Below are 23,836 nucleotides of genomic sequence, written 5' to 3' on the forward strand. Positions count from 1 at the left end.
CACCAATGACAACTAGAGCGCAGAGCTTACTCTCTTCTGAACGCAGGCCGCTATAGATGCCATCTACCCAGATATAAACCCAGCGATCTTTATTCAGTCCCTGCTTCCGCCATGCCTCGTATTCTTGCTTCCACTGACTTTTTAAGCGTGACACTGTACTGGCCGACAAGCCTTTCGCTTCCGGGCCAACCAGAATCCTCAGGGCCTCTTCCATCTCTCCTGTTGATACGCCTTTCAGGTAAAGCCAGGGCAGTGCAGATTCCAGGGTCCGAGCTTTGCGCACATATGGCGGCACTAATGCGGAACGGAAGGTTACGGGCTTGCCATCTTTACTACGTACCTTTGGCACTTTCACCGCAACCGGGCCAATGCCAGTTTGAATATCGCGCACAGGCAGGTGTCCATTGCGTACAACAGCCGCGCGGCCATCGTCTAAACGACGCTCACGGAATGTATCCATAAAAGTGGATAATTCGGCTTCTATAGCCTGCTGAAGTAGTTCTCGTGCTCCCCTGCGTAGAATTTCTGTTAGCGGATCGGTCGTCTCCTCTCGACCTGAAAACTCGACAACGGTATTCTTGTCCATGGCGGCGTATCCCTTAGTTGGTTTATTGTCTGGCGATAACAAATCAACCAGATACGCCGCTTTTTTTCAAACCTTTAAACACCAGATTTGGTTATAGCTCCATTTGACAATAACCTTTACTAGTGAGCGTTTAGACTATTTTACCGGAAATTAGTGAATTTTTAGAGGTACCCTGAAGACATATTTATTGTGGAGGCTGCTGGAGATGTACGTGTTGAGTGGCTAAGCTCGGATCAATTAAATGTCACTTTACCCAAAGGTATAGCTGACGCGGATGTACTTAGAAAAGAAATGCATTGGCAGGCAGTGCCTATTGAATATAAATAAGCGAGACGCCTAATTACCTAGAAGCCCCGGTAGAACGACCTGCCGGGGCTTTGTCGTTATGGGTTATCAAGCCTGCTTCTTCAGCTTGGCATTCTCGATAAACGTATCGATCACCTGAATCACCTGCCGCTTGGTGGCGGCGTCCAGCTTCTCAATCTGCTGCATCCGTCTCAGCAATCTGGAATCCGGCTGCTTGATCTTCTTCATCGGCTTAACACCGAGTAGCTCGTCCGTGCTGACCTTGAGGGCCTGCGCCAGGTCTACCAGCAGGTTGGCCGGTGGGTGTTCGCTCTCGGTCTCGTAGTAGACAATGACCCGTCGTGTCGCGCCGATCTCTTCCGGCAGTCCCTTCTGTGTATAGAGCGATGGAGGAACTCTTGTATCTATGACTCATAAAACACCCTTAAAGTGACTCATAGTAGCTCACTCTATGACTCACACTTATCAAAAATGATGGTGTATGAGGACACTAAGGTAGGCTTCAAAAGCGTAATCCGGTGTGCAGTTGGGAATGGATTAAACTGGCGAGGATCTCCTGCGGTCAATGGGAGATGGATCAGCATTCGTACTTGCAAGAAAGTTCTCAATATAGAAAGTATGATACTTTATTGTTAACTTACATGGCTTTGTAGAATGAAAATAAAGCATCATACTTTCACAGCAATCAGAGCTGCGCTGGGTGAAATAGGCGTAGCTTGGATGCTTCAAATAAAAAATCTTTTGTTGGGAACTCCGCATAGGAAGTAAATGATATGCATAGTAAGAAAACTAAATTCAAGATTCTTATATACGTAATGTTCTTCATATAGCGCACTCCATAACTGGAAATAAGGTTTTATTGCACCAAAACCTCCAGGAAACCCTTCTGCAAGAATTTGACTGATCTTGGATTGTTGTATTTTTAGTCGCTCAGCCATCGCCTTGAGGATCTAATACTTTTCTCTTGAAATTAAAATTATCATCGATATAAATTGATTGCATCATTATAGTAAGATGAATTTTGTCTCATTTTTATGAATTAGGATTTATACGTCGATAGTTGTTCCGGATGTGTTTTCGCGGAGCGTAGAAATGGCCAGAGAAATGCTCTGAAGGGGGAGTCGGCTTGCAGTCCAGCTGATGGTATGTAATTCATTTTTTTAGGGCGAATACCGAGGAAGTTACTGAGTAATTCGGAGAGTATTCTTGTAGATGGATCATAGATCACAACTCTATGAGTCGCATAAGGGCATTTTTATGAGTCATATGGGTTTCAACACACTGTCGAATGCGAGACTAAGTGATAACTGAAGTCAAAATGAACCGCACTCTGGCTATACACGTTAGTATACTGGTCTGTGAAAGACTGTCGTGAGACTGGAGGGAACTAGCTGCTTTATGATGTCTGTTGTTGCTGGGTAGGATCATTGTTCCAAAGCTGAGTAACAAACTAACGAGAAGGTGGGAGTTAGTCTAAATCTTTATTAGAGGAGGTTAGTTTACTGTAAGACGGGAAGAAACTGCCGTCCAGATGCTGAGTGTCTAGTCATGCCAATACAGATAATTCCTTTTACACATTTTTCAATACTGACTTGTCCAGAAGGAATGTTGGTATAACTCCTCAGTATAGAAAGTATGAAACATTGTTGTCTATTTACAGCTTATGAATAAATCTGCAGGACGGTTTGCATTTATTACTTCGGATGGGGTGACGCTCCGCTACCTGCAGGCGGGCTCCGGGCCCACTCTATTGATACTACATGGTTGGTCCCAGGGGGCCGCCTTATTCAAGCATCAGCTCGCAGGACTGAGCGATCACCTGAGAGTGGTCGCACTGGATATGCGCGGCCACGGCCTTTCTGACAAACCCTCACATGGATACCGAATTGCCCGTTTGGCCAAGGATCTGCAGGAGCTGATTACCGACCTTAGGCCAGACCCACTCTACCTGCTCGGCCACTCGGCGGGTGTCTCAGTTATCTGGAATTACCTGGAGATGTTCGGTGATGGCTTGGTTTCTAAATTGGTTTTTATCGATGAGCCCGCTGCCCTGCTCGCCGATCCTGGCTGGTCGGAAAAACAGTGTTTAGATGCTGGGGCAATTTTCACACCTGATGGACTCTACCAGTTTACCAACCAGTTGATAGGCCCCAATGGGGAGCGAGCCACCCGGGATATCCTGATGTCTATGGTGACCCCGGCAATGACCTCACAACAAAGGGAAGAGCTGATTGCGGTCAATTTGCAGTTCCCCCGTGCACTGGCGGCACGCCTGTTTATCGACAATGTCACCCGTGACTGGCGGGACTTTATCCCCCGTATAGCAAAGCCCACTTTGATCGCTTTCGGTAGGGCCAGTCCTCACCCGGTGGAGTGCCAGCAGTGGATTCACAAGCAGATTAGAGGCTCGCGATTGGAAATTATTGATGCCATCGATGGAGGCAGTCACTTCCTGTTTTTGGAGGCAGCAAGCAGATTCAACGGAATTTTGCGCGACTTTTTAGGTTAGCCCCGGCTGGTTTTCTATAGGGGTATCTCATGTAAAAAATCGCATTATCCCAGGGGGAAGTAGGCGGGAACTTTTAGGTGGCGGTTTGGACTTTAAAATATTTTTTGAAACACCTTACACATTTAGGTGGTTTTTCTAGTGGACAACAATATCTAAGATGACGCCATCCCAATCGGGTTGTTCACAAAGGACGTTTTATAATGATGAAGGCCGTCGGTTATCAACAATCCCTGCCCATTTCTGACTCCCAATCTCTGCAGGACATCTCCTTGCCGGTTCCCGAAGCATCCGGGAGAGATTTACTGGTTGAGGTTCGTGCGATATCGGTAAATCCTGTAGATACTAAAATACGTGCCAAAGTCACGCCCGTTGAGGGGCAGTGGAAAGTCCTGGGGTGGGATGCTGTAGGGGTTGTTAAAGAAATTGGTCCAGAGGTTACAGAGTTTTCCGTTGGAGAGCGAGTTTGGTATGCGGGGGATATCTCCCGCCCTGGTAGCAATGCTCAGTACCAGCTGGTAGATGAACGCATCGTCGGCCGAGCACCACATAGCCTGACTGATGCGGAGGCCGCCGCCCTGCCCCTGACGGCTATTACCGCTTGGGAAATGCTTTTTGACCGTTTACAGGTAGAGGTGGGAAAAGGGGCCAATAGCAAGTCTATCCTGGTGATAGGTGCTGCGGGGGGTGTAGGTTCTATCCTGGTTCAGCTGGCCCGGCGATTGACCAACCTTACAGTCATTGGCACAGCCTCCCGCCAGGAAACGAAAGCCTGGCTGAAGAACCTCGGTGCGCATCATGTGATTAATCACCACAATCCCTTGAGTGAGGAGTTAGCTGGCGCGGGCCTCAGTGAGGTCGATTATGTCGTTAGTCTCACTAATACTGAGGATCATCAGGCGGAGATTGTGAAAAGCATAAAACCCCAAGGTAAGTTTGCGTTAATCGATGACCCCGCTTCACTGGACGTGATAAAGCTCAAACAGAAAAGCATCTCTCTGCACTGGGAGTTTATGTTCACCCGTTCGCTTTTTGAAACTGAGGATATTCGCGCACAACACGACCTTCTCAGTGAACTGACTGAATTGATTGATGATGGGCTAATTAAGTCTACGCTCGGCCAGCATTTTGGAAAAATAAATGCCGAAAACCTGCGCAAGGCCCACGCTCTGATTGAGTCGCAGGCAGCTAGAGGAAAAATTGTTCTGGAAGGATTTGAATAAATCGGGAAGAACCATAATTTCTTTACTTTTCACTTAAGAGTTATATCTTTTTATTAAAATAATGGGGCATGGATTTATGTCCCATTTTTTAAAAATATACGGTTTCTTGATATATAAAAAATGCGACATTTACCTACCTTATAAATCTCACCTTAAGGCATAAAAGTCATCCCTCAGAATTATTTTCGAAAAAAATAACTCCGGCACTTTCTCTCGCCTCATATTGAGATTACATGCTATAACCAGCTTTCGTAATTTTCTCTACTACAAAGAGATGGCTGATGAGCACTGCAGAAAAAACCATAAAAAAGACAGGCATCAATGCTGCGGTTATGAATGGCGACATCAATATGTTGCTGGGAGACCCGCTATTGCCACCGGCACAGGTACGAGAAGAGCGCAAAAGAAAATTGACGGCTGCTTTTCGGCTATTTGGGAAATTTGGTTACGATGAGGGAATTGCCGGCCATATTACTGTACGGGACCCAGAATATGAGGATCATTTTTGGGTAAACCCAATGGGAGTGGCCTTCCAAAATTTACGCATGTCGCAGCTGTTACTGGTCAATCATCGAGGTGAGGTGGTAGAGGGCGACGGTTATTTAAATGGTGCCGCTTTTACCATTCACTCCCATATCCACCGTACGCGCCCGGAAATTGTCGCTGCTGCCCACGCCCACTCCCTGTACGGAAAAAGCTGGTCTTCTCTTGGGCGCCTGCTGGATCCTATCACCCAGGATGCCTGTGCCTTTTTTGGGGATCACGGTTTACTGGATGTTTTTTCCGGTGTTGTTCTGGAGATGGGGGAGGGGGAGGCATTGGCGCGGGCCCTGAGTCATTACAAGGCCTTGATATTACAGAATCACGGATTGCTCACAGTAGGGAAAACGGTGGATGAAGCAGCTTGGTGGTATATCACCATGGAGCGTAGCTGCCAGGTGCAGTTAATGGCTGAGGCGGCGGGGAAGCCGGTATTGATCGAACCAGAAGTGGCGATTCGCACGCGTGCTGTAGTGGGCACAGAGCTGGCTGGACTCTTTAGCTTCCAGCCGCTGTACAGTGTGATTTGCGAGGAACAGCCGGAGATGTTCGAGTAGCGCAGTACGCGCCTGATATTCGTAGTTTCCTATACTGGCTGAAATGATTAACCCGGTGGATGTCGGGTAAATGCCGCTACGCGGTGGGCCTCACAAGGACTCTGAGTGGGCGATGCACTATCTCGTTATTGCACTACTGTTGCTGTTGGTGGTGGCGCTTAGCCTTATTGTCGCACGCATTCTTCCTTTGCCTATTCCACTGCCTTTAATACAAATCGTGGGAGGGGCACTCCTAGGTGGTGTTTTCGGTATCAAAGTACCGCTCGATCCTGAAATTTTTTTCCTGCTGTTTATCCCACCACTGTTATTTCTTGCCGGTTGGCGTATTCCTAAGGGTGCGTTTTTTAGAGACTTGGGACTGATTGTTACCCTCGCAGTTGGACTTGTAGTTTTTACCGTGGTGGGAATGGGGTTTTTTATTTTCTGGCTGGTGCCGGTTATGCCTATAGCTGTGGCTTTTGCCGTAGCAGCGATACTTGCGCCTACAGATCCAGTGGCGGTTTCGGTAGTGCACGGTGGCAGTGCCATGCCAGCGCGACTGGAACATATTCTTGCTGGGGAGTCCCTATTTAATGATGCATCAGGGTTGGATATTTTCCGTTTTGCGGTAGCGGCTGCAATGACCGGCAGCTTTTCATTTTCACAGGCACTAGGTGGATTTGTCTGGGTTGCCGTGGGGGGGATAGCGGTTGGCGCTGGCGTCGCGTTTGCATGTGGCTACCTGCTGCGTTGGCTGGTGCGAATCGGCGGAGAGGATTCTGCAATACAGATACTTGTGAGCCTATTAGTGCCTTTTGCGGCTTATCTGGTATGTCAGAGCCTGCAGGTATCGGGCATTCTGGCGGCAGCTACCGCTGGTATAGCCACCCACTACACCAGCCTGCATGGCTCGGAAATGTCAACGACACGGATGGATCGCCGAGCGGTGTGGAATACCGTTCAGACGGTGTTAGATGGCATCATTTTTGTATTGCTGGGGGAGCAATTAGTGAGCCTCTCTGAAGCGGACCTAAGTGGGGCGAGGCATACGGGCCTTGGTATGGTGGCTATATATATCCTGGCTATTTCCTTGGTACTACTACTGCTGCGCTTCATTTGGGTTTGGGTGTCACTCTACTTCTCGCGTTTTCGCCGGAGCATCCCTTCGTTTTCTACTCACTTTGTTTTGGTCAGCGTATTGAGCCTTGCAGGGGTACGCGGAGCAATTACCCTGGCTGGCGCTTTTTCTCTGCCTTTATTTTTGCCCGATGGTTCATTGTTGCCAGGACGCGAATTGGCGCTCGCGATTGCTATGGGTGTAATCCTGGTGTCACTGCTGCTCGCCAGTGTCTCTCTCCCCCTCTTGCTGAAGCACTTGCCCGATACCCCACAACTAGCGGCAATAGGCGATGAGAGAGGGGCGAGGATCTCTGCGGCTAAGGCTGCAGAGCAGCGCCTGATAGTATTACGCAGTGGCATTGATGGGCATTGGGAGCACAAAGATATTGCCTATGAGGTCATTGACCATCTTTTGGAAGTTTATCGTCGGCGGATCAGTAGTGATGACAATGAAAGCGAGAAGGAGGTTTGGGTACGAGCGCGGGTGGAACGCAATTTCCGTCTTGCAGCCCTCGCCGCCGAACGCAAGCAGCTATTCGCCTTGAGGATACGCAGGGAAATTGACGATGAGCTCCACCGCAAACTGGTATTGGAAGTGGACTTGGTAGAGGCAAGCCTGATATCAAAAGGCTAGGCAGCCCGCTTTCCTTTGAGTTTCTAAGATTTTTCTGTCTCAGGCTGGGCCTCTTCCCAATAGTGATCCAAGTGTAAATCCTTGTCGCGCCTGTCCTGCTGCAAAGCCTGTAGCAGCTGTTCGCGGTAGATCCGGGTCTGCGCGATATGCTGGGTTTCATCGCGCCAATAGGGAAACAGTGCTTCCAGCATGCGTTCATCGTGCTGCTTAAATTTGCGCGCCGCACGTCGGGCCTGCATTGGGCTGAGACCGAGCAATACCAGGGCTTTCTCACCAATAGCCAGTGCTGAGTCTACGGTCTCGCGGAAAATATATTTCACTCCCGCTTCCATCAGCGCATATTGATGCATACGATTGCGCGCCCTAGCCAGAATAGTCAGATTCGGGAAGTGTTTCTGCAGCTGGGTGACGATTTCCAGGGAAGCTGCCTGATCACTTAGGGTCAGGATTACCAGGCGTGCATTTTTTGCTCCGGCTGCGCGCAGTAGGTCCTCTCGCGAAGCATCTCCGTAATAAGCCTCAATGCCATAGCGACGCACTAAGTCGAGCTGTTCTGCGTTGCGCTCTAGTAGGGTGGTACCGAAGCCACAGGCGTTAAGCAGGCGCCCAGTAATCTGTCCAAAGCGCCCGTAACCGATGATAATCACCGGTGAGCCATGGTCTACCGGTGGCGCATCATGGGGCTTGACAGGGCCTTCTGGCCCAACCAGAAAGCGTGGCTGGATAAACTGCTCAAACACCAATAGCAGTACTGGGGTGAGTGCCATGGTTAGGGCGATCAAGGCTACCAACAGGCTGCTTGAACCGGCATCCAACACCTGAATTTGGGTAGAAAAAGACACCAGCACAAAACCGAACTCCCCCGCCTGGGCCAAGGATAGGGCGAACAGCCAGTCCTCCCCTTTTGATAAGCGCATGATGCGTGCCAGGGCAAACAGAACTGCGAATTTCACCAATACCAGGGCTATAACCAGCCCAAATAACAACAGCGGATTTTCCGCGATCTGGGCGAAGTTCAGGCTGGCTCCCACAGCAATAAAAAAGAGGCCCAACAGTAACCCTTTAAACGGCTGTATATCCGCTTCCAACTCGTGACGAAATTCACTTTCCGCTAGCAGGACTCCCGCGAGAAAGGTTCCCAGTGCCGGCGACAAATCCAGCCAGCTCATCACCGCTGCGGCGGCAAACACAATCAACAGGGCGGTGACGGTGAACATCTCACGCACTTGACTACCCGCTACCAGGCGCAGCAATGGGCCGAGTAAATAGCGGCCGGCAATGGCAAAAGCGGCGATGGTGGCGATTACTGCGGCGCCATATTGCCATCCGCTCAGACCACTGGCGTGGGCCTCGGCTGGTGTGCCCGCGAGTAGTGGCAAAAGCGCAAGGATGGGGATAACGGCTATATCCTGGAACAACAGCACTGCGAAGGCGCTGCGCCCGCCCTGGGTTTTCAGTAACCCCTTTTCACTGAGGGACTGCAGTACGATGGCGGTGGAGGAGAGTGCCAGGATCAGGCCGATAGCGACTCCGGAACGCCAGCCCATATCAAATAAAAGTAGCGCCACCCCGGCAATTGCAGCAGCGGTCAATAGTAGCTGGGCACTGCCGGTACCGAGAATGGCGCCACGCATCTGCCACAGTTTTTTCGGCTGCAACTCCAGACCGATCAAAAACAGCATCAGAGCTACCCCAAATTCGGCCACATGCATTTCATCGCTGGCATCACCAACCAGGCCCAGCGCACTGGGGCCTATGGCTACCCCAGCGAGCAGGTAACCGAGCACCGAGCCCAGCCCCAATCGTGTGGCAATGGGCACGGCGATCACCGCTGCGCCCATAAAAATGACCGCCTCGAGGAGGAAGTTTGAGTGTTCCATTTATCAGTTATCGCTATTTTGCAGTTTGCTGCTGGCTGGATTCCACCGCACTTTCCGGCTCGGCAAACTCCCGGCTGCGGCGAATTAACGGCGCTATGGTAGAGCCCTGGACCACGATAGAAAAGAGCACCACGCCATAAGTCATCACCACCCACAGGTAGCGAAGGTCCTGACCCTGTACAAAGGCGCTACTCGAGGGAATCGACATGGCCAGTGCCAGTGCCAGGCCACCTTTGAGGCCGCCCCAAATCAAAATTCGATTGGTATACGGATGATAGCGGCGCCGCCTTTTCAGGTAAGCGAAGGGGACAGTGACTGCCACGACCCGTGCCAGCAGTACGATGACTATGCCCACGATCATCAACAGGTAGTCTGCCGGACGTAGGTCGATAGTAATCAGGAACAGGCCCACCAGCAGGAACAGTAAACCGTTAAGGAAGTCTTCGGTGATACTCCAGAAGTTATCCAGTTCGTGCTGGCTGACGCGGGAAAAACCGCGCTCGCGGGTAAAATTGCCGATGATAATACCGCTCACCACCATAGCCAGAGCGCCCGATACGCCTAGGATATTGGCGAGGGAGAATCCGGCGGTGGGGATTACCAGGGTGAGCAACAATTCCAGGCTGTGGTCATCGGTACAACAGATCAGCCAGTGGAACAGCCCACCAATAATCAGCCCAAGCAGAATGCCGCCGACAGCCTCCACGAGGAATAGCTCTGCGACAGCGGGGATTGTCGGCTGGCCGCCCTCAAATGCCAGGGCATAGATCACAGCGAAGATCACTATGCCAAAGCCGTCATTAAAAAGGGACTCTCCTTCCACCTGGATAGAAACCTGCTCTGGCGCTTTCAGGTTTTTCATAATTGCCAGCACGGCAATGGGATCGGTAGGGGAAATTAACGCGCCAAACAACAGGCAGTAAACAAAGGCCACTGGCATATTGACCAGCATTAGGAACCAGTACAGTAGTGCACCCACAATAAATGTGGAAATTAGGGTGCCGACGATAGCCAGCAGACCAATTTCCACTTTCTGGTTACGCAGTGCCAGCAAATCGATATGTAAACTACCAGCGAAAAGCAGGAAGCCCAACATGCCTTTCAACAGGATATCTTCCAGGTTGAGTAAAGGCAGCAATTGGTCCGCCCAGGTGCGCAGTTCCACCACCCCCAATTTTCCGAGGCCGGTTACTACCAAAGACAGTGCCAGGGCGCCGGTGGTTATCGCAATGGTGGTTTGCGCGCGCAATACATACTGGTTGAGGAAACCGAGAAAGACCGACACAGCGGCAAGAAAACAAAAGGTGTAATAGACTTCCATGCAGTGCGTGGACTCCAGGGGTGAAATTTCCGGGATGACTCCCAGCCCTCAAAAAGGAGCAGTGCTTTTGCTCTTTCAGCGGGTCAATTTATCAGTTGTGTGTGTGCCGTTATTGTAGCCGTGCAGGGGCCGTTCGATTTACCCGTGGGACGGGCTCGCTCCGGATATCAGAGTACGTAGGGGCGCGCAATTGTAACGGCTCCCAGGTGAGGCACAACAGCAATTTTCATTTTTACGTTCAGGCGAATAAGACGGGTTGTCCAGATTACCATTTCTTGATTTTCATCAAATTTTGTCAGTTTTTTCCCTGTTGTAAGTCGTTTCGTGTGGCTAACAAATTTTACTTTTCGACTACCGTAGAGCTTCCCAACTACACTTGATGCATCTCACTATCTGTTAGTTCGCTATTGCGAGAGAGAGTCATGGTAAATCACCCTGCATTGTGCGATACCTCCAAATTAGTTGGGCGGGTATTGATGTCCCTACTGTTTATTTTTGCCGGCTGGAACAAAATTGGCGGATACAAGATGACAGAGGCCTTTATGGTGTCTATGGGGCTTCCCGCCCTGTTGTTGCCTTTAGTGATTGTGGTTGAATTGATTGGGGGGTTGGCAGTATTGCTCGGCTTCTTTACTCGCTGTGCGGCACTGATACTTTTTCTGTTCTGCTTGGCCAGTGCCTGGATGGTGCACCTTGTTCCCGGCGACCCCAATGAGATGACAAGTTTTATGAAAAATATCACTATTGCTGGCGGCTTCCTGATACTCGCTTGTGCCGGTGCCGGGCGTTTCAGCCTGGATCACTGGGTACGTAAAAAGTAGTTGTTGCGCTATTTTCAATCCGCCCTTGGAGGTAGTTCACTGTAGCATCTGGAGATGGCGATGGGCCTTTTGGTCGATGGACAGTGGCGCGACCATTGGTATGACACCGGTAAACATCAGGGCGAGTTTGTGCGGGAGGCGGCACAACTACGCAACTGGGTGACCAGCGATGGTAGTCCGGGTCCCAGTGGAGAGGGTGGTTTTGCCGCAGAGTCCGGCCGCTATCATTTGTATATCTCCCTCGCCTGCCCCTGGGCCCACCGCACATTGATTTTCCGCAGTTTAAAGGGGTTGCAGGATTCTATCGACATATCGATCGTCAGCCCGTTTATGCGTGAGCACGGTTGGAGCTTTAATACCGAGGAGGGTAGCAGCGGCGATCGCCTTTCTCGCTGTGACTACCTTTACCAGATTTACCTGCGTAACCGCAGCGATTACAGCGGCCGTGTCACTGTGCCGGTCCTTTGGGACAAACAGCGCCAGTGTATCGTTAACAATGAATCGTCGGAAATCATCCGCATGCTCAATAGCGCCTTCGATCACCTCACCGGTAACGCAGAGGATTTTTACCCGCAGGACCTGCGCGGTGATATCGATGCCACCAATCATGTGGTGTATGAAACGGTGAATAACGGAGTTTATCGTGCCGGATTTGCCACTTCCCAGGAGGCCTATGAATGTGCTTATGAATCCCTGTTCAATACACTCGAGCAACTGGAGCAGCGTCTGCAGAATAACCGCTATCTGGCTGGTGACAGGATAACTGAGGCCGACTGGCGCTTGTTTACCACGTTGATCCGTTTTGACGCGGTTTACCACGGCCACTTCAAGTGCAATAAACAGCGCTTGGCAGATTATAAAAACCTGTGGGGGTTTACCCGAGAACTCTTCCAGTGGCCAGGCGTTGCAGAAACCGTGGATTTTTTCCATATCAAACATCACTACTACGGCAGCCACCTACATATCAATCCCACCGGCATAGTGCCGAAGGGTCCTGAGTTGGATTATGCTGCACCCCACGGTCGCAGATAGCCCAAGCGCTTTAAAAAGCACATCTATACTGCTGGTTGCTGTGCAACTGTTATCTGAGGATCGTCATGAAACTCTTCTATACCCCCGGTGCCTGCTCCCTGTCCCCTCATATTGTCGCTCTTGAAGCGGGTATTGATCTGGATCTGTGCAAGGTGGACTTGAAGACTCACACGATGGAAAACGGTGATGATTTCAGGAAGATCAACCCCAAAGGCTATATCCCTGCATTGCAATTGGAGGGGGGAGAGATATTGACGGAAGGGGCGACGATAGTGCAGTTTCTCGCCGAGCAAAAACCCAATGCGCACCTAGCCCCGCCAGTGGGGAGCCTCGCCCACTATCGCCTGCTGGAGTGGCTAAATTTCCTTAGCGCAGAAGTGCATAAATTGTTTAAACCACTGTTCTGGGATGGTCCTGAGGATGAACAGAAGGAGGCGCGGGAAAGTTTGGTACGACGCTTTGATTATATCGAGAAGCGCTTGGTTAAGGATTACCTGATGGGCGATGAGTTCTCCGTGGCCGATGCTTACCTTTACGTGCTGTCGCGCTGGCTTGAGGATCAACAGTTTGATATGTCACGGTGGCCCAAATTGCAGGCCTTTCAGGAACGCATGGCGCAGAGACCGTCGGTAAAGCAGGCGCTGCAAGAAGAAAAACTGTAGAAGACCCACTTCCCTAAAACCCCGCAAGTTATCGCGGGGTGAAGCGCTTGGTCGCCGGAATATCCGATTCAATAGGCTTGCGCGCCTGTGCAATCACTACGGCAGAGAATAATGCCGCCACCGCACAGCCAAACATGGACCCTGCAATAGGTATTAATGTTCCAGTGTGCAGGCTGCTGACCAACCCTCCGAGAACCCCGCCGGTAATAAAAATCGTTGCGCCGTAAAGGGCATTGGCGCTGCCACTGATTTTAGGGAAAAACTCCAGATAGCAGGCGGCGGCGTTGGGGCCGGTAATCCCGATACAGCTCATCACTAGCACCAGCGGCACCATCCAAAGGGCTATTTCCCGGATACCAGTCATAGTGCCGAGCAATAGCAGGCCACAGCCCAACATCTGCAGTGTGATGCCTGCGAGCAGTATATTGCGTGGCTGAAACAGGTTTAGCAGCCGTATATTGACCTGAACCATGCAGATCAGGCCAAGGATACAGGTGCCAAAAAACAACGGGAACTGGTTGGCACTGACTTCGAAATAATCCATAAATACAAAGGGCGCCGTGGTGATATAGATAAACATTGAGCCGCTCACACAGGCCTGGGCACCCAGGAAACCGAGAGCGCGGCGATTGCGCAATACCTGTCCATAACTTGAGATCAGAGACCCCAGAGGCATCAGTTGCCGACGCGCGCGGGTAAAGCGCGGCACAGTCTCAGGCAGCAATAAGCGCACCAGCACCAGCATGGCTACCGCGTATAGGAGTAAAAAAACAAAAATGCTTTGCCAGCCGCCAACAGCCAGCAGTAGCGACCCAATAACTGGTGCAATCAGCGGGGCGATCAACATAATGGTGCTGATCATGGAGATAATCTTGGCGGCCTCGCGCCCGCTGTGCAGGTCCCGCACAATTGCTGCGCAGATCACAGTAGCGAAACCTCCACCAATGGCCTGCAGGAAGCGCAGGATAATCAGCTGGTCGACATGGTCTGTGAACAGCACTAACAGGGAACTGACGATATAGATGCTGAGACCGATAGTCCCCACCAGGCGCCGGCCCCAGCGATCTGACAGAGGGCCACCAAACAACTGCCCAATGGCGAAGCCCAACAAAAAGCTGGAAACAGAATACTGTACTCGCTCCACCTCGGTATCCAGTGCCGCAGCCATGGCGGGAATAGCTGGCAGGTAGCTGTCAATCGAAAAGGGCGTTAGGGATACGAGAGCCGCCAGCCATACCACCAGCCAGCGCGGTGTGGTTTTTTCATCGGGTTTTGGCTTAGAACTCATAGTTGACTCTGATACAGCTCAGTGGAAAACCGTAAAACGCATTGGTCGACCTGTTATAGGCAGACCACAGTCGAGAATACGGCAAGCTCAATATCAAACCTGTGAATTTAAGACGGTTCTTTGGGTATAGAGCTTTTTTCGTATCGCGAAAGGCGCTGAGAAGGCGGTATATTCGGGTATGTCGGCTGGATATTAAACATAGAAATGGAATTTATCCGGCCGAGGGTACGAATCTGGTAGCCCTTTGCCTGAGCCCCAGTGTGGCTCCATGGTAACGGGGCCAAGACCTTTTCACCAGCTCATCAATACTTCCGATCTCTTAGCTCAACAGAGTCCATTAGTAAGCCACTGAAACACGCTGCTGAATATGTTGAGGTTACTCCAGTTCATCATCATTGCGATGGCGTAATCCTCTAGGGAGATGCGGCTAAGACCATCCTTAATCCACCATCAGCTGGTCGCCACCGAGAGCCGAGTGTCTTTATTGGGGATGCCAAGCAGTTTAGTTTTGTATTGCAGTATTTACGGGATAGTTAGTAGTGCTGGAGCAATAAATTTCTGTTGGCCGATGGCAGTGCATCGGCTGCTGTGGGAAGCAATTAATGCGATGTCTACGGTTAATCTTTTCGTTATGAGGGCGCCCGCATGCTCTCAGTGCTTGTCCTCACGAAGGGTGTAAAGGCCCTGTTTAAGCTTTAGCAAGTGTTCTTGCAACTGTGGTCCTTTACGCTGGGCTACGCCAATCGCGAGTACATCAATTACCACCAGGTGGGCAATTCGCGAGGACAGTGGCGTGTAGATCTCGATGTCCTCTTCTACATCCACCTCCAATGGAATACTCGCCTGCTGGGCTACCGGAGAGCCACTTGGGGCCAGTCCCACTACCAGAGCGCCCTGCTCTTTTGCCATGCTCATGGAGCGTAACAGTGCTTTGGTACGTCCACTCTGGGAGATAGCCACCACAACATCCCCTGGTTGCATCGACATAGCCGACATATTTTGGATGTGATGGTCGGAGTGTGCAGCGGTAGCCAGTTGCAGGCGAAAGAATTTGTGCTGAGCATCGGCAGCGACAGCACCGGAGGCACCAAAGCCGAAGAACTCTACCCGCTTAGAGGCGGCCATGGCGGTTACTGCGGCTTCCAGTGCGCGGTCGTCAATCCTGTCGCGTACCTTTAACAATGTATCCACAGTGGAATCGAATACTTTGCGCTTGTATTCAGCAATGGTGTCGGTTTCGGTTACTGCAATCTGGCCAAAACTGGGGCTGGAGGCCAGCTGCTGGGCCAGGTTCAGCTTGAACTCTTGAAAGCCCGAGCAGCCTACTGCGCGACAGAAGCGCACTACCGTGGGCTCACTTACCTGGGCCTCGGTGGCCAGGTCGACAATACGCATATGAATAATTTCATCCGGGTTGGCGAGGATATACTCCGCCACCTTGCGCTCAGATTTGCGCATGGACGACAGCTGTTCGCTGATTTTTTGCGTGACTTCCGCTGGTTTCACAGGACTACCTTCGCAATGCCGAATGGCGCAGTGTAGCTGCTGTGTCTTCCGCTGGCGAGCGGCTTTGCGTTGTCAGGATGGGCAAAATGCTGTTTATTTACACAGGTCTCGCACAGCAGCTCTGGTACAATCATCGCCCATGGACGTATCTCAGATTTTAGACCCCCTCAACGACGCCCAGCGCGAAGCAGTAGCAGCCGCGCCCGGCAATCAATTGGTTTTGGCCGGTGCCGGTTCGGGTAAGACCCGGGTGCTGGTGCACCGCATCGCTTGGCTGATGCAGGTGGAGGGCGCCTCGCCCTACTCCATCATGGCGGTGACCTTTACCAACAAGGCGGCCCGCGAGATGCGCGCCCGTATCGAAGAGTTGCTGGGGGTGAATACCTTTGGCATGTGGGTGGGTACCTTCCACGGTCTGGCCCATCGCCTACTTAAAGCCCACTGGCAAGAAGCCAAGTTGCCGCAAAACTTCCAGATCCTGGATTCCGACGACCAGCTGCGCCTGATCAAGCGGGTACAGGCGGATCTGGGGCTGGATGATAAAAAGTGGCCGCCACGGGAAACCCAGTGGTGGATCGGTGCGCAGAAAGATGAAGGCCTGCGTCCGCAATATATCAATGCTGGCGCCGACCCCTGGTTGCAGACCTTGGTGCGAATCTACTTTGCCTATGAAGAGGCTTGCCAGCGCGGTGGATTGGTGGATTTTGGTGAGCTGTTACTGCGCGCCCATGAACTCTGGTTGAATAACGACGCTATTCTCGCCCATTACCGCCGGCGCTTCCCCTTTATTCTGGTGGATGAGTTCCAGGATACCAACACGATTCAATACGCCTGGTTGCGCCTGCTTGCTGGTGAACAGTGCCATATCACGGCTGTGGGTGACGATGACCAGTCCATTTACGGCTGGCGAGGTGCCAAGATCGAGAATATTCAGCACTTTTCTACAGATCTGAAAGAAGTCCAGACGGTGCGCCTGGAGCAAAACTACCGCTCCACCTCCACCATTTTGAATGCGGCCAACGCGGTGATCGCCAATAACAGCGGTCGCCTGGGTAAGGAGTTGTGGACCAAGGGCGAAGAGGGTGAGCCCATCGCCGTCTATGCGGCCTACAACGAACAGGATGAGTCGCGCTTTATTGTCGAGCGCATCAATGACTGGGTGCGCGATGGCAACCGCCGCGACAGCATCGCCATCCTCTACCGCTCCAACGCACAATCCCGGGTACTTGAAGAGGGACTTTTGCGCGAGCAGGTGCCCTACCGTATCTATGGCGGCCAGCGTTTCTACGAGCGCCTGGAAATCAAGAATGCCCTGTCTTATCTACGCCTGATTACCAACCGCGATGATGACACTGCGTTTGAGCGGGTGGTGAATACGCCCACCCGTGGCATCGGCGCGCGCACTGTAGAGATGGTGCGTTCTTATGCCCGGGAGCAGGGCTGTTCCCTGTGGCAGGCGGCCAAGCTGATGTTGCAGCAACGGGTATTGGCTGCTCGCGCCGGCAATGCCTTGCAGAGCTTCCTGGACCTGATTAACCAGCTGGCAGCGAATGCAGAAGACAAAGACCTGGATGCTATCGCTGAGGATGTGATCGAAAACAGCGGTTTGCTGGAGTTTCACGGCAAAGAGAAAGGCGAGAAAGGCCAAACACGGGTGGAGAACTTGCAGGAACTGGTGACTGCCTGTCGCGCTTTCTCTGGTGTGGACCTACCCGAAGGGGAGGAAGATGAGGAGGAAATCCCTCTTCTTAACCAGTTCCTCGACAGCGCCGCCCTCGATGCTGGCGAAGGCCAGGCGGATGAGTTTGAAGATGCCGTCCAGCTGATGACCCTGCACTCCGCCAAAGGCCTGGAGTTTCCCCTGGTGTTTATGGCGGGTGTGGAGGAAAACCTGTTTCCCCACAAGATGTCCGCGCAGGAGCCCGGTCGCATGGAGGAGGAGCGCCGACTCTGCTACGTGGGAATTACCCGCGCCATGCGCAAACTGTATATCACCTACGCGGAAAACCGCCGCCTGTTTGGCAGCGAGACCTATAACAGCCCCTCACGGTTTATTGGTGAAATTCCAGCTAATTTGGTGCACGAAGTGCGCCTCAAGACTGAGATTTCCCGGCCGCTATACCAGGCGGACTATGGCAAAGTGGGTCAGTTTTCCGATCCGGCCCCGGACTTTGATGATTTGCCACCGCTCGCCCTGGGAGGGCGAGTGGAGCATGCCAGATTCGGTGAGGGCACCGTAGTGCAGTTTGAGGGCAATGGCCCACGCGCGCGGGTACAGGTGAATTTCGACGATGCCGGCAGTAAATGGCTGGTGGTGGCTATGGCTAAATTGCAGCCGTTGTAGATCGCGAGCCTGGAAAACCGTAATCTATTTTGAAGAAGCAAATCTAACGTGGCTCCGGTATTACTGGAGCCACGATAATTAAAGTTAGCTAGCTGACAGTCAGCGCCTTACAAGAAAAACGATAATTAGAAGCGATGAAAAAAATTAATTGGTACCCTGCAGTTATTTTGGGCCTTCTCGCCCTGCTGGTGATTACTTTTGCCGCGCTGGTAACTTCCCGTGCGGCTCAAGGGCCTCAACAACACTTTTCTGATACTGATGATAAAGAATTGTTTGAGTGGAAGCTGGTTACCACCTGGCCAAAAAACTTCCCCGGCCTGGGCCAGGCACCGGAGCGCTTCGCCAAAGCAGTGGAGCAGATGTCCGCTGGCCGTCTCAAAATCAAGGTCTACGGTGCTGGTGAACTGGTGCCTGCATTGGGGGTTTTCGGCGCTGTTTCAGAAGGTGCGGCGCAGATGGGGCACGGTGCAGCCTATTACTGGAAAGGCAAGATTCCGGCGGCCCAGTTTTTCACTGCGGTACCTTTTGGTTTGAATGCCCAGGAAATGAATGGCTGGCTCCATCACGGCGGTGGTTTGGAACTCTGGGAGGAGATTTACGAGCCTTTTAATTTGATTCCCATGGCCGGTGGTTCCACAGGGGTGCAAATGGCGGGTTGGTTTAATAAGCCGATTAACTCTGTCGAGGATTTGCAGGGCTTAAAAATGCGAATTCCCGGTCTGGGAGGTGAAGTGTTAAACCGGGCCGGCGGCACGGCCGTTACGATTCCTGGTGGTGAGCTTTATACAGCGTTGCAAACTGGCGTCATTGATGCGACTGAATGGGTTGGCCCGTACAATGATCTAGCCTTCGGCTTTCACCAGGTTGCCGAGTATTACTACTATCCTGGTTGGCATGAGCCTGGCTCAATGATGGAATTTATCATCAATAAAAAAGCCTTCGATAAATTGCCCAAAGACCTGCAGGCAATTGTGCGTGTGGCAGCCCGGGAAGCAAACCAGGACATGCTGGATGAGTACACCGCGCGCAATAATCGCGCCCTGCGTGAACTGGTAGAGGAGCACGGTGTAAAGCTCAGGCGTCTACCGGATGATGTACTTTCTCATTTAAAGCAAATCAACACGCAAATAATGCAGGAGACTGCAAACAAGGACCCTGAATTTGCCCGTATCTATAAAGCTTTTAAGGATTTTGAGCGGGATGTACGCCCCTACCACCAGATTAGTGAAGAGGCCTATTACCAGGCGCGAGAGCTGGATAATGAGAACAGGAAGGATTAAATGGGGACAATGAGGGGAAGCTGTGTACCAGACAGTTCCCCCGCAGCGATTCAGCGAGTGACTTCTTGTGAATAACTTAAGGCAGCGGCCTAGTATGCCCGCTATCGTCAATAGCGACAAATACAAATTCACCTTCAGTGACCTTCACCTGCTCACCGGAATCAACCCGTGTCAGCCACACCTCAACCATAGTCCTGATCGAAGAGCGACCCACCTCGATAGCCTCGGCATAGCAGCTGACTGTGGAGCCAACAGGTACCGGGCGTAAAAACACCATACTGCCTACCGCAACGGTGGTTACCCTGCCCCGTGCGATACTTTGGGCCAGGATTGCGCCCGCCAGGTCCATTTGCGACATCAGCCAGCCAGCAAATACGTCCCCTTGGGGATTGGTATCACGGGGCATGGCCAGAGTTTGCAGGGTTAGCGTACCTGTGGGTTGCGGGTTTTCATCTAGGGCTGAAAGTGCGGACATCGACTGCTCACAGTTTGTTAGAGTTATTGGGTACTACTTCTAGATAGGTGGCGCATTCTAACACAAATTGCGCAGTAATTAACCAGTGCTTATCCAGATTTTACTGGAGAAAACTGGCCATCCTGCTTCCCGGCCACCATCTCAGATGGCCGGGAGACTAGTGATCTGGGCTTTACATTACAAAGCCTCTACTTCCTGCAGGTTGTCGTCTGGGTTTTTATCAATCATCTTGATGTAGGGGTCGATACCGGCGATGCTCGGTTTACCCTCCACTTCAAATTCCAGCACGGTGGTTTGTTCGTTGATCTCCTGTTTGGCGAAGTAGAGTACATTATCTGAACTGGAGTTCTTGTCGGGATCTTCCTTGAAAATGGCAACATCTATCCAGTTCTTGAGGGGAATTTCTTGCTCCTGCCCTTCCCCATCGGCCTCAAACTTGTGCGCTTCCAGCTCTAGTAGGACGCGATAATTGCCATTTTCCAATAGCTCGGATGTAGCCTTCGCGACCTTGAGGTCAAAAAGAACCACCCTCTCCAGCATATCGGTAATCAGTTCCTGGTGAGATGCTTTGGCGTGAGCCCTGAGTCTCGCTACCAAATCCATACTGGTGGGGTAGGGGTCACTGGAAAAGCCCTTCTCTTCCAGCAGCGATGCGAGGGCCGTATTTATAGCATCCTCACCCATAGCATCCTTGAGGGCATACATGGCTAGAGAGCCCTTCTGATAGTGGATATAGGGCTGGTTTTCATTGTGAGTCAGGGGAAGCTCCTCGAGCAGCTCCGCACCCCGTGCGCTCAGGTAACGGTCTAACTCATACTTGAGGAAGCGACGCATCTTTTCCGGGCCGTATTCCCGCTCCATAACCATCAGTGCCGAATACTGGGCCAGGGTTTCGGAGAGCAAAGTGGCGCCTTGCACGTTGGCTCCGACCAGTTGATGTCCCCACCACTGGTGCGCAACCTCATGGGCAGTCACATAGAAGACGTAATCAATTTCATCGGGGTCGCGGAGGTCGGCGACAAAACCGATAGACTCAGAGAAGGGGACGGTGTTGGGAAATGCCTGGGCAAAACGTTCATACCCGGGGAATTCAACGATTCGCAATTGACGATACTGGTAAGGGCTGAAGGCTTCACTGAAATACTCCAGAGACTTCTTCACACTTTCAACCATGCGGTCCACGTTGTAATCGTGTGGTTTGTGATGGTAGACCTCAATGGCCACGTCCTGCCACCGGTCTTTAGCTACGGTGTAGTCCGCAGATAGGTAAGAGAAAAAGTTGTGTATCGGGGCATCCATCTTGTAGTGAAAATAGTGTCGCTTTCCCTCCTGCCAGTCTTTTTGCAGGTAGCCAGGTGCCAGCGCCACTTGCCCTACCGAGGTACTGACTGTGGTTTCAAAATTGATCCAGTCGGAGTCGCTGAGCAGGTAGGACTCCCGGTAGTGATCTGTATCCTCGAGTTTGGGCATACGCTGCGGCGGCGGCAAGTCGTGCTTCTTGCGCAGGTGACGGTCGGTTAATTCAATATTACTGTTGTAACCGATAAAGGGCATCGCCTCAAAGTTATTAAAGAAAGTTCCGTTTTGGACAATAGTGGTGGAGGAGCCGGAATTCATAAAGCCACGGCTGATCCTGCTAAGATCAAACTCCAGTGTAAGTGACTCTCCAGGTTCCAGGGGTTGCTCCAGCTCGAAGAAATAATGGCCGAATTGTTCATCCTTTTCGCGTAGTTTGGCCTGACTCAGGGATAGCTGGTTGACCGTGAGACCGCGATCCAGTCCGATGGCTACTTCATTGATAGATTTATCGCGCTTATTCATCAGGAAGTAACGCCCACGCACTTCATAGCGGCGTTCATCGGGGAAGATATCCACATCTACATTGACATCGATGATGTGTGGCGCTGGCTTGTCTTCCAGGGATTTGTACTTTTTCTCGTAGTCCGCTGCCAGTTGCTCGCGATCCTTGCTGGTTTCATAGTCGTTGAGAATATTGGTGTTGTAGAAAATAAAGGCTCCACTAGCAACAAACAGCAGCAAAGCAGTGGCACCAGCTAAACGACTGGGCAGCCCGAGCTGGAAACGAAGGGCTTTGAACCTGCTCGCTAGTGGAGCCAGGGTGCCTCGCTGCCACAGCCCATAACTCAATATTGCTAATATCAGGCTGAAGCTGGTCCAGTAAAACGCAAACCAGGCCCGACCCTGCTCAAAGTGGCCATAGCCATTCATATCGGAGTAGGGAGCAGCATTCCACCCAGCAAACTGATAGAGATTGTGCTCAAAGCCCAGGCTGTCAAGCACAATAGTGCTAATCAGGTAGCCGACCATCAGTAACATGCCGAGGAATTTATTGCGGGTGATAACCTGGACAAAGATGGAGAGGATTGCCATCAGGTAGAAGGGCATTGCGAGCTGGTACCAGAGGCCGTAAAAATAGAGCCCCGGCTCCAGGGTGGTGTATCCGTTGCCCAGCTGTACGGCAACAGTAGTGAGCATACTGGCAATTAATATACCGGCCAGAACTACTAACATCGCGATAAACTTGCTTGCCACAAACACCCAGTTTGGTGTGGGCACTGCATCCATAATTTCATGGCAGCCGGCCTGGCGTTCACGCCACACTATTTCAGCCCCATAGTAGATCAGAATAATCATCATAATTAGACTGAAGGAGCCTTCTATCAGGCTTACCATAGAGCGGGTAACTGGGTATACGGCAGTACCGAACCAAGCTTCTAGATTGACCGCAGAGCCAAGTACATTGAAAACACCTATTGCCAGGATTACCCAAAAGGCCAGGCTTTTCACCACGGCTTTTACTTCAAATCCGCAACGTAACCTGAATTGCTGCCAGATAGTGGCTGTGTCAAAAGTGGGGGTGATTCGCGGCAGTGGCTTGTTGTAACGAGACGTCTCTTCAGTCTGGATTTCTACCGCTCGCCTGCGTGACCAGAGTGATTTACGCTCGGCAAAGGAAAAGCGTTTATAGCCAAACCCTATGATTAGCAAGCTGGCGCCGAGCCATATTATGCGGTTGGTTAGATACTCTCCCTCCAGGGCAATCATGGAAGTATTGCGGTCGAAGGCGGTCCAATAACGAGTGGCATTATCGAAGGCACCGAGACCGAAGGGGTCGGCCAGTGCGGCTACACTGCGATAAGCGGGTTCGTCCATCATCCCCTGGCTGGTAAAATAGAGAACCAGAAAAGCAATCAGTCCCAAGTAGGTGGCCATCATACTGCGAGTTACGGCTGCCAGGCTAAAAAATAATGCGCTGCAAAACAGCATCGTGGGAAGAATGAGTGCGAATAGTGTTTGCAGATAATGAGATATTTGTGTTGGGCCTAACCGCTCCGGGTCCAGCCAGGGCATCCAGGAACCGAACAGCATCCCCAGGGCAGAGGCTGAAAATGCCAGGAAGGCGACCGCAAATGACCCGCTGAAACGCCCCAACAAATAATCGCGCTTGCTGATAGGGGTACTGAAGACGATACCATCCATTTTCATATCGCGATCACGCAGCACCGGGTTGGCTGCGAATGCGGCGGTAATAAAAATACTGAACAAGCTCATGATCAGCAGGGTTTGCATGATCGCAAATGGAGAGTTGATCAGGGTGCTGCCGCCGGCACCGCCGATTTGTATGCTGTTGGAGGCAGTAGCGCCGAATGTAAGAAGAAAAAATACCAGGCTGGTGACATAAAATACCGGCTGGCGCAGTTGATAGTGAAATTCAAACTTAGCAATAGATAAAAACATATCGATACCCTCCCCCGC

17 protein-coding genes are annotated in these 23,836 nt (G+C 51.6%); 9 read left to right on the top strand and 8 right to left on the bottom strand.

Annotated elements, in window-relative coordinates; all coding sequences use genetic code 11:
- The coding region (locus ACCI49_RS05465) for a transposase (protein WP_371837968.1) at positions 1–586 on the bottom strand (586 nt) is incomplete at its 3' end.
- Between the two features lie 393 nt (positions 587–979).
- Complete coding sequence (locus ACCI49_RS05470; protein WP_226643980.1) at positions 980–1,120, bottom strand: hypothetical protein; 141 nt, start codon at positions 1,118–1,120, stop codon at positions 980–982.
- A 1,435-nt stretch (positions 1,121–2,555) separates the two neighbouring features.
- Between ACCI49_RS05470 and ACCI49_RS05475 the strand changes: the two genes are divergently transcribed.
- From ACCI49_RS05475 to ACCI49_RS05490, 4 genes are all read left to right on the top strand, one after another.
- Entirely contained in the window at positions 2,556–3,401 is an 846-nt protein-coding gene (locus ACCI49_RS05475) for an alpha/beta fold hydrolase (RefSeq protein ID WP_371837969.1), read from the top strand.
- A 200-nt stretch (positions 3,402–3,601) separates the two neighbouring features.
- Positions 3,602–4,621 carry a zinc-binding alcohol dehydrogenase family protein gene (locus tag ACCI49_RS05480; RefSeq protein WP_442928484.1) on the top strand — a complete coding sequence of 340 codons (1,020 nt, stop codon included), beginning with the start codon at positions 3,602–3,604 and terminating at the stop codon, positions 4,619–4,621.
- A gap of 281 nt (positions 4,622–4,902) precedes the next feature.
- Positions 4,903–5,718: a class II aldolase/adducin family protein gene (locus tag ACCI49_RS05485; protein WP_371837970.1), complete on the top strand. Its 816-nt coding sequence runs from the start codon at positions 4,903–4,905 to the stop codon at positions 5,716–5,718.
- Between the two features lie 70 nt (positions 5,719–5,788).
- Positions 5,789–7,450: a Na+/H+ antiporter gene (locus ACCI49_RS05490; protein ID WP_371837971.1), complete on the top strand. Its 1,662-nt coding sequence runs from the start codon at positions 5,789–5,791 to the stop codon at positions 7,448–7,450.
- A gap of 23 nt (positions 7,451–7,473) precedes the next feature.
- On the opposite strand, the gene ACCI49_RS05495 is transcribed toward ACCI49_RS05490, so the two are convergent.
- Together ACCI49_RS05495 and ACCI49_RS05500 are read right to left on the bottom strand one after the other, a co-directional pair.
- Entirely contained in the window at positions 7,474–9,330 is a 1,857-nt protein-coding gene (locus ACCI49_RS05495; RefSeq protein WP_371837972.1) for a monovalent cation:proton antiporter-2 (CPA2) family protein, read from the bottom strand.
- A 13-nt stretch (positions 9,331–9,343) separates the two neighbouring features.
- Positions 9,344–10,651 carry a cation:proton antiporter gene (locus tag ACCI49_RS05500; RefSeq protein ID WP_371837973.1) on the bottom strand — a complete coding sequence of 436 codons (1,308 nt, stop codon included), beginning with the start codon at positions 10,649–10,651 and terminating at the stop codon, positions 9,344–9,346.
- Between the two features lie 422 nt (positions 10,652–11,073).
- Here ACCI49_RS05500 and ACCI49_RS05505 point away from each other — a divergent pair, with 422 nt between their 5' ends.
- The 3 genes from ACCI49_RS05505 to gstA all read left to right on the top strand — a co-directional run bounded on the left by ACCI49_RS05505 (position 11,074) and on the right by gstA (position 13,166).
- Positions 11,074–11,472 (top strand): DoxX family protein, encoded by a 399-nt coding sequence (locus ACCI49_RS05505; RefSeq protein ID WP_371837974.1) that lies wholly within the window; start codon positions 11,074–11,076, stop codon positions 11,470–11,472.
- Between the two features lie 60 nt (positions 11,473–11,532).
- Entirely contained in the window at positions 11,533–12,504 is a 972-nt protein-coding gene (locus ACCI49_RS05510) for a glutathione S-transferase family protein (protein ID WP_371837975.1), read from the top strand.
- A gap of 65 nt (positions 12,505–12,569) precedes the next feature.
- Positions 12,570–13,166 carry a glutathione transferase GstA gene (gstA, locus tag ACCI49_RS05515; protein ID WP_371837976.1) on the top strand — a complete coding sequence of 199 codons (597 nt, stop codon included), beginning with the start codon at positions 12,570–12,572 and terminating at the stop codon, positions 13,164–13,166.
- Positions 13,167–13,194: 28 nt separating this feature from the next.
- On the opposite strand, the gene ACCI49_RS05520 is transcribed toward gstA, so the two are convergent.
- Both ACCI49_RS05520 and hexR read right to left on the bottom strand, forming a co-directional pair.
- A complete protein-coding gene (locus ACCI49_RS05520; RefSeq protein ID WP_371837977.1) occupies positions 13,195–14,454 on the bottom strand; it encodes a multidrug effflux MFS transporter in 1,260 nt (419 codons plus the stop codon).
- A 651-nt stretch (positions 14,455–15,105) separates the two neighbouring features.
- Positions 15,106–15,960 (bottom strand): transcriptional regulator HexR, encoded by an 855-nt coding sequence (hexR, locus tag ACCI49_RS05525; RefSeq protein WP_020413930.1) that lies wholly within the window; start codon positions 15,958–15,960, stop codon positions 15,106–15,108.
- Between the two features lie 139 nt (positions 15,961–16,099).
- On the opposite strand from hexR, the gene uvrD reads away from it, so the two are divergent.
- Positions 16,100–18,304 carry a DNA helicase II gene (gene uvrD, locus ACCI49_RS05530; protein ID WP_371837978.1) on the top strand — a complete coding sequence of 735 codons (2,205 nt, stop codon included), beginning with the start codon at positions 16,100–16,102 and terminating at the stop codon, positions 18,302–18,304.
- Between the two features lie 134 nt (positions 18,305–18,438).
- A complete protein-coding gene (locus tag ACCI49_RS05535; RefSeq protein WP_371837979.1) occupies positions 18,439–19,584 on the top strand; it encodes a TRAP transporter substrate-binding protein in 1,146 nt (381 codons plus the stop codon).
- A gap of 76 nt (positions 19,585–19,660) precedes the next feature.
- Here ACCI49_RS05535 and ACCI49_RS05540 read toward each other — a convergent pair whose 3' ends face one another.
- Entirely contained in the window at positions 19,661–20,059 is a 399-nt protein-coding gene (locus ACCI49_RS05540; protein ID WP_020413936.1) for an acyl-CoA thioesterase, read from the bottom strand.
- Positions 20,060–20,236: 177 nt separating this feature from the next.
- The gene (locus ACCI49_RS05545) at positions 20,237–23,818 is read right to left on the bottom strand and encodes an ABC transporter permease/M1 family aminopeptidase (protein ID WP_371837980.1); all 3,582 of its coding nucleotides are present in this window, start codon (positions 23,816–23,818) and stop codon (positions 20,237–20,239) included.
- Between the last annotated feature and the right edge of the window lie 18 nt (positions 23,819–23,836).

The sequence above is a fragment of the Microbulbifer epialgicus genome (assembly GCF_041447265.1).
GTDB lineage: Bacteria > Pseudomonadota > Gammaproteobacteria > Pseudomonadales > Cellvibrionaceae > Microbulbifer > Microbulbifer epialgicus.

Excerpts from the sequence above, each read along its gene's own strand:
- ACCI49_RS05505 (WP_371837974.1), top strand. The coding sequence starts at position 11,074 with ATGGTAAATCACCCTGCATTGTGCGATACCTCCAAATTAGTTGGGCGG.
- ACCI49_RS05535 (WP_371837979.1), top strand. The coding sequence starts at position 18,439 with ATGAAAAAAATTAATTGGTACCCTGCAGTTATTTTGGGCCTTCTCGCC.
- ACCI49_RS05540 (WP_020413936.1), bottom strand. The coding sequence starts at position 20,059 with ATGTCCGCACTTTCAGCCCTAGATGAAAACCCGCAACCCACAGGTACG.
- ACCI49_RS05480 (WP_442928484.1), top strand. The coding sequence starts at position 3,602 with ATGATGAAGGCCGTCGGTTATCAACAATCCCTGCCCATTTCTGACTCC.
- ACCI49_RS05490 (WP_371837971.1), top strand. The coding sequence starts at position 5,789 with ATGCCGCTACGCGGTGGGCCTCACAAGGACTCTGAGTGGGCGATGCAC.
- ACCI49_RS05475 (WP_371837969.1), top strand. The coding sequence starts at position 2,556 with ATGAATAAATCTGCAGGACGGTTTGCATTTATTACTTCGGATGGGGTG.
- ACCI49_RS05520 (WP_371837977.1), bottom strand. The coding sequence starts at position 14,454 with ATGAGTTCTAAGCCAAAACCCGATGAAAAAACCACACCGCGCTGGCTG.
- ACCI49_RS05510 (WP_371837975.1), top strand. The coding sequence starts at position 11,533 with ATGGGCCTTTTGGTCGATGGACAGTGGCGCGACCATTGGTATGACACC.
- ACCI49_RS05500 (WP_371837973.1), bottom strand. The coding sequence starts at position 10,651 with ATGGAAGTCTATTACACCTTTTGTTTTCTTGCCGCTGTGTCGGTCTTT.
- ACCI49_RS05470 (WP_226643980.1), bottom strand. The coding sequence starts at position 1,120 with ATGAAGAAGATCAAGCAGCCGGATTCCAGATTGCTGAGACGGATGCAG.
- uvrD (WP_371837978.1), top strand. The coding sequence starts at position 16,100 with ATGGACGTATCTCAGATTTTAGACCCCCTCAACGACGCCCAGCGCGAA.
- ACCI49_RS05545 (WP_371837980.1), bottom strand. The coding sequence starts at position 23,818 with ATGTTTTTATCTATTGCTAAGTTTGAATTTCACTATCAACTGCGCCAG.
- ACCI49_RS05495 (WP_371837972.1), bottom strand. The coding sequence starts at position 9,330 with ATGGAACACTCAAACTTCCTCCTCGAGGCGGTCATTTTTATGGGCGCA.
- gstA (WP_371837976.1), top strand. The coding sequence starts at position 12,570 with ATGAAACTCTTCTATACCCCCGGTGCCTGCTCCCTGTCCCCTCATATT.
- ACCI49_RS05485 (WP_371837970.1), top strand. The coding sequence starts at position 4,903 with ATGAGCACTGCAGAAAAAACCATAAAAAAGACAGGCATCAATGCTGCG.